The sequence below is a fragment of the Tsukamurella sp. DT100 genome (genome assembly GCF_049844855.1).
Taxonomy (GTDB): domain Bacteria; phylum Actinomycetota; class Actinomycetes; order Mycobacteriales; family Mycobacteriaceae; genus Tsukamurella.
In genome coordinates this window covers 282,141-291,629 of record NZ_JBNCLV010000007.1, presented here as the reverse complement: position 1 = coordinate 291,629, position 9,489 = coordinate 282,141, and the positions used below count along the sequence as shown (strand labels likewise).

The 9,489-nt window shown below is 72.3% G+C and carries 11 protein-coding genes; 6 read left to right on the top strand and 5 right to left on the bottom strand.

What is annotated here, in order from left to right; genetic code table 11:
- The first annotated feature begins 92 nt into the window (after positions 1-92).
- The 3 genes from treZ to ACLQ3K_RS18580 all read left to right on the top strand — a co-directional run bounded on the left by treZ (position 93) and on the right by ACLQ3K_RS18580 (position 4,021).
- A complete protein-coding gene (treZ, locus tag ACLQ3K_RS18590) occupies positions 93-1,832 on the top strand; it encodes a malto-oligosyltrehalose trehalohydrolase (RefSeq protein ID WP_426001044.1) in 1,740 nt (579 codons plus the stop codon).
- Positions 1,833-1,888: 56 nt separating this feature from the next.
- A complete protein-coding gene (locus ACLQ3K_RS18585) occupies positions 1,889-2,929 on the top strand; it encodes an LLM class F420-dependent oxidoreductase (RefSeq protein WP_336670396.1) in 1,041 nt (346 codons plus the stop codon).
- Positions 2,930-2,995: 66 nt separating this feature from the next.
- Positions 2,996-4,021: an LLM class flavin-dependent oxidoreductase gene (locus ACLQ3K_RS18580; RefSeq protein WP_224645037.1), complete on the top strand. Its 1,026-nt coding sequence runs from the start codon at positions 2,996-2,998 to the stop codon at positions 4,019-4,021.
- A 3-nt stretch (positions 4,022-4,024) separates the two neighbouring features.
- Here ACLQ3K_RS18580 and ACLQ3K_RS18575 read toward each other — a convergent pair whose 3' ends face one another.
- Positions 4,025-4,456 carry a PPOX class F420-dependent oxidoreductase gene (locus tag ACLQ3K_RS18575; RefSeq protein ID WP_224645036.1) on the bottom strand — a complete coding sequence of 144 codons (432 nt, stop codon included), beginning with the start codon at positions 4,454-4,456 and terminating at the stop codon, positions 4,025-4,027.
- A gap of 79 nt (positions 4,457-4,535) precedes the next feature.
- Here ACLQ3K_RS18575 and ACLQ3K_RS18570 point away from each other — a divergent pair, with 79 nt between their 5' ends.
- Entirely contained in the window at positions 4,536-5,036 is a 501-nt protein-coding gene (locus tag ACLQ3K_RS18570) for a hypothetical protein (protein WP_224645035.1), read from the top strand.
- A gap of 19 nt (positions 5,037-5,055) precedes the next feature.
- Here the strand turns inward: ACLQ3K_RS18570 and ACLQ3K_RS18565 are convergent, their stop codons facing one another.
- Genes ACLQ3K_RS18565 through ACLQ3K_RS18550 form a run of 4 tightly spaced genes read right to left on the bottom strand, consistent with a single transcriptional unit; the run spans position 5,056 to position 7,622 of the window.
- Positions 5,056-5,388: a DUF6054 family protein gene (locus ACLQ3K_RS18565; RefSeq protein WP_224645034.1), complete on the bottom strand. Its 333-nt coding sequence runs from the start codon at positions 5,386-5,388 to the stop codon at positions 5,056-5,058.
- A 48-nt stretch (positions 5,389-5,436) separates the two neighbouring features.
- On the bottom strand, positions 5,437-6,759 hold the full coding sequence (gene ilvA / locus ACLQ3K_RS18560; protein WP_374201261.1) for a threonine ammonia-lyase IlvA: 1,323 nt from the start codon (positions 6,757-6,759) through the stop codon (positions 5,437-5,439).
- A 33-nt stretch (positions 6,760-6,792) separates the two neighbouring features.
- Positions 6,793-7,173: a hypothetical protein gene (locus ACLQ3K_RS18555; protein ID WP_426001043.1), complete on the bottom strand. Its 381-nt coding sequence runs from the start codon at positions 7,171-7,173 to the stop codon at positions 6,793-6,795.
- The gene (locus ACLQ3K_RS18550; protein ID WP_426001042.1) at positions 7,170-7,622 is read right to left on the bottom strand and encodes a hypothetical protein; all 453 of its coding nucleotides are present in this window, start codon (positions 7,620-7,622) and stop codon (positions 7,170-7,172) included. Before ACLQ3K_RS18550 ends, ACLQ3K_RS18555 begins: the two co-directional genes overlap by 4 nt.
- A 73-nt stretch (positions 7,623-7,695) precedes the next feature.
- Here ACLQ3K_RS18550 and ACLQ3K_RS18545 point away from each other — a divergent pair, with 73 nt between their 5' ends.
- Both ACLQ3K_RS18545 and ACLQ3K_RS18540 read left to right on the top strand, forming a co-directional pair.
- Positions 7,696-8,805 carry a sensor histidine kinase gene (locus tag ACLQ3K_RS18545; RefSeq protein ID WP_426001041.1) on the top strand — a complete coding sequence of 370 codons (1,110 nt, stop codon included), beginning with the start codon at positions 7,696-7,698 and terminating at the stop codon, positions 8,803-8,805.
- Complete coding sequence (locus ACLQ3K_RS18540) at positions 8,806-9,483, top strand: response regulator (protein WP_426001040.1); 678 nt, start codon at positions 8,806-8,808, stop codon at positions 9,481-9,483.
- Positions 9,484-9,489 lie beyond the last annotated feature (6 nt).

The following is a 9,489-nucleotide window of genomic DNA, read 5'->3' as shown; positions in this document are numbered from 1 at the left end:
TCAAGCGCTACATCGCCCGCGACCTCTACCGCCTACTTGAGCACCCGTGGACTACTTGACACCCATAGGAGCGTCGCTATCGTTGCGAACCGATGTCCACCTCGCCCGCCGCCGCAGCCGACCACGCCTTCGAGGTGTGGGCGCCGCGCCCTCGGCGGGTCCGGCTCTGGCTCGACGGTGCAGTGCACGCGATGCGCCGCGACGCGGACGACTGGTGGCGGGTCACCGCGCCGGCCGCGCAGGACGCGCGGTACGGCTTCCTCCTCGATGACGACGAGACCGTGCTCCCCGATCCGCGGTCGCCCCGCCAGCCCGACGGGGTGCACGGGCCGTCGGCGCTGATCCCGGAGGTGGAGGGCCCGCGGTGGGCGGGCCGCGAGCTGCACGGCGCCGTCGTCTACGAGCTGCACATCGGCACCTTCACCCCCGAGGGCACGTTCGACGCGGCCATCGACCGCCTTCCGTACCTGCAGGACCTGGGTATCGGCTTCGTGCAGGTGATGCCGGTCAACGCCTTCAACGGCCAGCACGGCTGGGGCTACGACGGTGTCGGGTGGTTCGCCCTGCACGAGCCCTACGGCGGACCGTCGGGCCTGGAGCGGTTCGTCGCGGCCGCCCACGACCTGGGCCTCGGCGTGCTGCTCGACGTGGTGCACAACCACCTCGGCCAGTCGGGCAACTACCTCGGGCGCTTCGGCCCGTACGAGACCGACGGCGCGAACACCTGGGGTCGCACCATCAACCTGTCGGGCGAGGGCAGCGCGGAGGTCCGGCGCTTCATCCTCGACGACATCGCGTGGTGGCTGCGCCGCTACGGCGCCGACGGGCTCCGCCTCGATGCGGTGCACGCCCTCGTCGACCACTCCGATCGGCACCTCCTGCAGGATGCCGCCGCGCTCGCCGCAGAGCTGTCCGCGGAGCTCGGCCGACCGCTGGCCCTCGTCGCGGAGTCCGATCTCAACGATCCGCGCCTGGTCACGCCCGCCGAGCTGGGCGGCTACGGTCTCGCCGCGCAGTGGAACGACGACGTGCACCACGCGGTCCACACCATCGTCTCCGGCGAGCGGCAGGGCTATTACGCCGACTTCGGCAGCCCCGAGTGCCTGGCGACGGTGCTCACCGAGGGCTTCTTCCACGCCGGCACCCACAGCTCGTTCCGCGGCCGGATCCACGGCACGAAGATCGACCCCACACGGGTGGCACCGTCGCAGCTCCTGGCCTACACCTGCACGCACGACCAGGTGGGCAACCGGGCGCGGGGCGACCGCCCGTCGGAGTACCTGACCGACGGCCAGCTGGCGGTGAAGGCCGCGCTGGTCCTGTTCTCGCCGTTCACGCCGATGCTGTTCATGGGCGAGGAGTGGGGCGCCCGGACTCCCTTCCGCTTCTTCACCAGCCACCCCGAGCCGGAGCTGGCCCGCGCCACCGCGGAGGGGCGCAAGGCCGAGTTCGCCGAGCACGGCTGGCCGCCGGGCGACGTGCCCGACCCGCAGGACCCGGACACCTTCGCCGCCTCGCATCTCGACTGGTCGGAGCCCGCGCGGCCCGGCCACGCGCGGCTGTCGGGCGTGTACCGCGATCTCATCGCGCTGCGCCGCGACCCGGCGCTCGCCGGCGACGACCTGCGAGCGATCGCCTGCGATCATCCGGGCGAGGCCACCTGGTTCGCCGTGCACCGGGGCGACCTGACGCTCGTCGTGAACTTCACCTCGGCGCCCGTCACGGCGCCGTTCGGCGGCTCGCCCGTGCTGTCCTGGGAGGCACCGTCGGTCCGGGACGGCGCGACGACGGTGCCCGGCCACTCCTTCGTCGTGCTCCGCCGCGGTACCTGACCACAATCCGCGGGCACTCTGTTGCTAAGCGGTTGCTTTGTGAGAACCTAACGCTTATGCGAATCGGATTGGGCATCAACTACACGGACGGGTTCAAGGCCACGGCCGACGAGGTCCTCGACCTGGAGCGGGCGGGGCTGGACATCGTCTTCGTCCCCGAGGCGTACTCGTTCGACGCGGTCAGCGCGCTGGGCTACCTCGCCGCGAAGACGGAGCGCGTGCAGTTGGCGTCCGGCATCCTGCAGATCTACACCCGCACGCCCACGCTGACCGCGATGACCGCGGCGGGCCTGGACAACGTGTCCGACGGCCGGTTCATCCTGGGCCTGGGCGCCTCGGGCCCGCAGGTGATCGAGGGCTTCCACGGCGTGAAGTACGACGCGCCGATCGGCCGCACCCGCGAGATCATCGAGATCTGCCGCAAGGTGTGGCGCCGCGAGCGGCTCGAGCACCGCGGCAAGTTCTACACGATGCCGCTCACCCAGGAGGACGGCGGCACGGGCCTGGGCAAGCCGCTCAAGCTGATCAATCACCCGGTGCGCGAGCGCATCCCGGTCCTGCTCGCCGCGCTCGGCCAGAAGAACGTGGCGCTGGCCGCCGAGGTCGCCGAGGGCTGGCAGCCGATCTTCTTCCTGCCGGAGAAGGCCAAGGACGTGTGGGGCGACGCGGTCGCCGAAGGCAAGGCCAAGCGCGATCCCGCGCTGGGCGAGCTCGACGTCTACGCCGGGCCCGCACTGGCGATCGGCGAGAACGTCGACCACCTGCTCGGCTTCGTCAAGCCGCACCTCGCGCTGTACATCGGCGGCATGGGCGCCAAGGGCAAGAACTTCTATCACACGCTGGCCACCAACTACGGCTACGGCGCCGAGGCCGACCGGATCCAGGAGCTGTACCTGGCCGGCGACAAGGCCGCCGCGGTGGAGGCTGTGCCGGACGAGCTGGCCCGCAGCGTCTCCCTGATCGGCCCGAAGGGCTACGTCAAGGAGCGGGTCGCCGCGTTCGAGGAGGCCGGCGCGACCGTGCTCAACGTCGTGCCGATCGCGGAGGACGCGGCCGGCCGGGTGAAGCAGATCGAGGCGCTGCGCGAGCTCGTGTAGCAACCGCCACAACGTCGACGGGGGCGGTCCGGGATGATTTCCGGGTCGCCCCCGGTTGTCTCTTCTGTGACCGAAGCACCCTTCCCCCGCCCTCGCCTTTCCCTGCTCGAGCTCGCCCCCGTCGTCGACGGTGCGTCCTTCGGCGACGCCCTCCGCGACACCATCGCGACCGCGCAGGAGGCCGAACGCCTCGGCTACGAGCGGGTCTGGGTCGCCGAGCATCACTCGATGCCGGGCATCGCCAGCTCCGCCCCCGCGGTGCTGATCGGCCAGATCGCCGCGGCGACCGAGAAGATCCGCGTGGGCTCCGGCGGCGTCATGCTGCCGAACCACCAGCCGCTCGTCGTAGCCGAGCAGTTCGGCACGCTCGACGCGCTGTTCCCCGATCGCATCGACCTGGGCATCGGCCGCGCGCCGGGCACCGACCAGCTCACCGCCCATGCGCTGCGCGGCGGCAAGGTCAGCGAGTCCGTCGACGACTTCCCCCAGGCACTCGCGCATCTCCGGGCGTTCCTGCGCGACGACTTCCCCGCCGACCACCCGTACGTGGCGATCACCGCGACCCCCGGCGTCGGCTCGAACCCGCAGATGTGGCTGCTCGGCTCGTCGACGTTCAGCGCGAAGCTCGCCGGCCTGCTGGGCCTGCCCTTCGCCTTCGCCCGGCACTTCGCGCCGCAGGCCACCCTGCCCGCGCTCGCCGAGTACCGCGAGACCTTCCGCCCCGGCGACCTCGACGCCCCCAACGCGATGCTGACGGTCACCGTCGTGGCCGCGGACACCGACGAGGAGGCCCAGCGCATCGCCGGCCCGGCGAAGGCGTCAATGTACCGGGTGCGCACCGGCAACCCCGGCCGGATGATGACCTACGAGCAGGCCGCGGCGCAGCCGCTCACGCCCGAGCAGGAGCACGCGATCGCCCCGACCACGTCGGCGTGGATCGTCGGCTCGCAGGCGACGGTGCGCGACGAGCTCCGCGAGCTGCTCACCCGCACCCAGCCGCAGGAGCTGATGATCTCCGGCATGATCCCCGGCCTCGCGGAGCGCAAGCGCAGCCTCGAGCTGATCAAGGGCGCCGTCGACGAGCTCGACTGAGCCTCAGGCCGTCACGTCGCCGTTGAACAGGACGCGGGTGGGGCGCACGCGCACGACGATCTCCTCGGGGACGGCGTTGCGCCGGCCGAACTCCTCGCCGCGCTCGGCGCCCATGTACCGGACGCCGCACGCGGTACAGATCTTCAGCAGGTAGTCGGAGTCGTCGACGAGCTCCGCGACGCCCTGCACCTGCGCGAACGCGTAGGGCGGCTCCTGCAGGTCCACGGACACCGCGACCCGCGGATCCTTCGCCAGCAGCCGACCCTTCGGGGTGTCCCGGCCGGTCGCGAAGACGAGGGCACCGTCGTCCACGACGAACCAGACCGGCGCGGTGAGCGGGCGGCCGTCCCCGGCGAGGTAGGCGAGGTGGCCGGTGCGCGTTCCCGCGGAGAGGAAATCGACGACGGCGGGCGTGAGGGTGTCGCTGATCTGCATGGGTCGAGGCTACGTCTCCACCCGGATCTCCACCCGTCGGTCGATCCGCCGCGGCGACGATCGCGGCAGAGTCATCGGCATGAACACAGCGACCACCGCCGTCATCGCCGTCCTCGCCGTCGGCTGGATCTTCTACCGCCAGTTGCAGGCCCGCCCCCTCAAGGACAAGACCGCCCGCATCGCGCTGGTCCTCGCCGCGGTCGGCCTCTACCAGACCGTGCAGTACGTCTCGGGCGGCGGCGAGGTCGGCGCGGGCCATGTCGTCGCCGCGGTCCTGGGCCTGATCATCGCCGTCGCGCTGGCCTACCCGCGGGCGTTGACCACGAAGGTCTTCCCCGGCCCCGACGGCCGCTACCTGCGGCAGGGCACCGCCGCCACCATCGGCCTGTGGATCGTCGCGATCGCGCTGCACATCGGCGTCGACGTCCTGGTGCCGATGGCAATGGGCGATCACACCGGCCGCGGCTTCGCCGGCGTGACGACGATGCTCTTCATCGGCGTCACCCTCTACGCGCAGACCTGGTTCCTGCAGCAGCGCGTCGCCGCGCACCGCGCGCAGCACGCGGTCTCGGTCGCCTGATGATCGCGGCCCGCGCCCGTCAGAGCTGAGCGAGCGCGTGCTGGAGCTTCTTCAGGAAGGCGTCCTCGCCGAAGCGGTTGACCTTGAAGAACATCGCCTGACTGCCGCCGGACGTGATCCCGGTCAGATACAGATCCTCCCCGTGCCCCACGAGCGTGAGACTCAGGCTCACCCGGTTGGAGCCGGTGTAGCTGTATCGCTCGTACACCCGCACGGCGACGCGAACCCCACCCGCCGCGATCGTGCTTCCGTCCTCGAACGTGGCCGAGGCACTGCCACCCATGATGTGCGCGTCGAGCACCTCCAACGCGCTGTCGAAGTCGCCCACGAAAGCGTGCTCCAGTTTCGCCATAGTGCACCTCCTCGATGTCATTGTGCATCAAGGCGCATACGTGGGCGACTACGTCAGGTAGCGGTACGCGGGCGAACCGGGCTCGAGCCGCTCGCAGTGCAGGCGCGAGGAGTCCATCCGCTCCAGCAGCGCGCCGAGATCGCCGGCGCGGCCCAGCTCCACACCCACGAGGGCCTCGCCGGTGTCGCGGTTGTTGCGCTTGACGTACTCGAAGAGCGTCACGTCGTCGTCAGGCCCGAGCACCTCGTCGAGGAAGCGGCGCAGCGCGCCGGGCTCCTGGGGGAAGGCGACCAGGAAGTAGTGCTTGAGGCCCTGATGCACCAGTGACCGCTCGATCACCTCGTTGTAGCGCGAGACGTCGTTGTTGCCGCCGGAGAGCAGGCACACGACCGTGGCGCCGGGCTCGAACCGCAGCTGCGCCAGCGCGGCCACCGACAGCGCGCCCGCGGGCTCCGCGATGACGCCCTCGTTCTGGTACAGGTCCAGCATCGCGGTGCAGATCGCGCCCTCGTCGACCTCGATGATGCCGAGCTCGCCGGCCGCGACGTCGTGCACTGCGTGCGCGGGCCACACGACCCCACCCTCGGACGCCGCGACGTCGTAGCCGATGGAGCCGATCCGCTTGACGGCGGCACCGTCGACGAAGGGGTCGATGGTGGGCAGGTCGATGGGCCCGCCGGCCTCGAGCGCACGCGCCAGCGACGGTGCGCCCGCGGGCTCGGCGCCGACGATCGTGGCCGACGGGGACTGCGAGCGCAGGTACCGCGTCACCCCGGCGAAGCAGCCGGCGCCGCCGACGGGCATGACGGTCACGTCGGGGACGACCCCGTCGAGCTGCTCGACGAGCTCGACGCCGATGGTGCCCTGCCCCGAAGTGGTGCGCGGGTCGTCGAAGGCGTGGACCCAGGTGGCCCCCGTCGACGCGACGTCCTCCTGGGCGGCGGCTGCCGCGGCGTCGTAGGTCTCGCCGGTGGCGATCAGCTCGACGTACCGGCCGCCGTGCGCGCGGATGCGGTCCCGCTTCTGCTTCGGCGTGGTGGTCGGCACGTAGATCCGGCCGTGCACTTCCATCGCCCGGCACGCGAAGGCGACGCCCTGCGCGTGGTTACCGGCGGAGGCCGCGACCACGCCGGCCGCCTTCTCCGCCTCGGTGAGCTGCGCCATCAGGTTGTACGCGCCGCGGATCTTGTACGACCGCACGACTTGCAGGTCCTCGCGCTTGAGGTAGACCTTGGCGCCGGTCAGCGCGGAGAGCCGCTCGCAGTGCTGCAGCGGGCTCACCGACACCACCCCGGCGAGCCGCGCGCGGGCATCGATAATCGAGTGCACCGTCAGGTCGGCGGCGGCACTGGACATCGATGACGTAGACATGCGGGCCATTTTCCCACTCGACCGGAACGCGTCTCACCCCGCCCGTCGCGCGCGCTCCCGGCGCGCCACCCCGGCGACCCCGTGGACCGCCGCGAGGAAGCAGATCAGCGCCGGGATCAGGAAGACGATCGCCCCGATTACGGCCACCGGCCACATGTGGGCCGCGGGCTCGCCCGACGCGTCGATCGTCATCGGCACGAGCATCGCGGCCACCGTCAGCACGGGGAGCACGGCAACGCCCCACGCCCGACCGAGCAGAACCTGCGCGCCCGCCGCCGCCCAGACGATCGCGATCAGGCATGCGACCCGCAGGGCTCCGTCGGGCAAGGCCACCACGCCGATCGCGAGCACCGTCACCGACGCGACGAGGCCGACCACGACGAGGACCGCGCGCAGGCCGGGGCGCATCGTCACCACTCCACCCCTGGACCCGACGGGGCCCGCGCCCCCGCTCGTCGGCACCGGATCGCGCGGACGGCCTCCACGACGGCGTAGCCCACCGCCAGCCAGGCGGTCAGCCCCATCGTCCCGCCCACCAGCAGGAACAGCAGGCCGACCACCCACAGGCCGGTGTCGTCCTGCGACGCCCAGGCCGCCCACGGCACCGCGAACCCCATGACCGCGACCGCGGGGATCACCGCCAGCAGCCAGACGCGCCGCAGATACGCGAACGCCGCGGTGCACGCGAGGACGATCACGGCGCCGCAGGCGACCACCTGCCACGGCCGGTACGGCCCCTGCGCGACACCGTCGACCTCGTAGTACTCCTGGTCCCACCCGAGGAAGGCGAACCACGCGCCCGCGGCGACGGCCGCGAGGGCCACCAGGGTCAGGATCACGCGCATGCACTTGATGTTAGCCATCGCGAATCTCCTGGTCCGCCGAACGACGGGCGGGTCGGAAGCACGGCGCACGATCGCGTGCCATCATGACGAGGTGCTGGACGGGTTGCGGACGAGGATCACGCTCGTCATCGCGGTGGCCGGCGTCGTGGTCGCCGGCGCGACCCTCGACTTCCACCGCGACAGCCCGTGGACCGCCGCCCTCTTCGCGATCGCCGCGGCCGGCGTCGTCGTCCGGTGCCTTCCGGAGGACCGGGTCCCGCTGCCCGCGCGGGTCGCGACCGAGGCTGCGACGGTGGTCGCCGCCGGCGTCCTGTTCGCACTCCAGCCGAACGGCGCGCTCGGTGTCCTGCTCTACATCTCGACGGTCCACCTGGGCGGCGCGTTCCCGGCCCGCATCTCCGTCCCGCTCGCGGTGCTCGCCGGCGCCAGCGTCACCGCGACCGCATCGCTCACCGGCCCCACCGACTTCAACGCGATCTGGATCGGCGTCTCGGTCACCGCGACGGTGTGGGCCGGCATCGCCGGTCGCAGCCGCCGCGAACGCACCCGGGCGCTCGAACAGCTCGTGGAACAGACGAAGCTGACCGCGGAGTCCGAGTCGCGCAGCAGCGCGCTCGCCGAACGCGCCCGCATCGCCCGCGACCTGCACGACGTCCTCGCCCACACCCTCTCCGGCGCGGGTATGCAGCTCGAGCTCGCCGACGCCCTCCTGGAGGCGAACCGGCCCGACGACGCCCGCGCCGCCGTCCAGCGTGCCCGCGGCGCGATCGCGGACGGCGTCACCGAGGCCCGCGGCGCCGTCCACGCGCTGCGGGAGGACACCGTCGACCTGCCCGCGACGCTCGCCGCCCTCGCGGACGGCCCCGACGAGACCGTCGAGACCGAACCGGTCGAGCTGACGGCCGCGCAGGCCCGGGCGGTCCTGCGGGTCACGCAGGAGGCGATCACGAACGCCCGACGGTACGCCGCCGGCGCGCCCGTCGTCGTCCGCCTCTCCCCCGTGCCCGACGGTGCCGAGCTCACCGTGACCAACGGGGCCGGGACCGCGACCGCCGTCCACGGCTCCGGCATGGGGCTGATCGGCATGCGCGAGCGCGCGGCCGAGGCCGGCGGCTCGCTGCACGCCGCGCCGACCGGCGACGGCGGCTGGGCGGTCCGCCTGGTCCTGCCCCGCCCGTCCGATCCGATCAAGGAGCTGTGAGTGAACGACATCCGAGTGGTGGTCGCCGACGATCAGGCCGCGGTGCGCGAGGCGCTCGCCGCGATGCTCGACCTGATGCCCGGGATCGCGGTGGTCGGGGCCGCCGCCGACGGGGTCGAGGCGGTCGCGCTGGTCCGCGAGCAACGCCCCGACGTGCTGCTCACCGACCTGCGGATGCCGAACCTCGACGGCGCCGGCGCCACCGAGCGCGTCCTCGCCGACGCGCCGGACACCGCCGTCGTCCTGCTCACCACGTTCGACGACGAGGAGTCGATCCTCCGCGGCCTGCAGGCCGGCGCCCGCGGCTACCTCACGAAGAACGCGGGGCGGGCGGAGATCGCCGCCGCGATCACCGCGGCCGCCGCAGGACAGTCGGTGCTCGACCCGCAGGTGCAGCAGCGCCTGCTGGCGTCGGCGACCGCGGGCTCCGGGGCCGGGCGGGCACCGTCGACCCCGGCGGTCACGCCCGCCGACCTGACGCCCCGCGAGACGGAGGTGCTGCGGCTCATCGCCGACGGCCTCGCGAACCGCGACATCGCCGCGCGGCTGTTCGTGAGCGAGTCGACGGTCAAGACGCACATCAACAATCTGTTCGCGAAGGCGCAGCTCCGGGACCGTGCGCACGCCGTCCGCTACGCGTTCGATTCCGGGATCGCCGCATCCGGTCAGGGCGATTGAAAACCT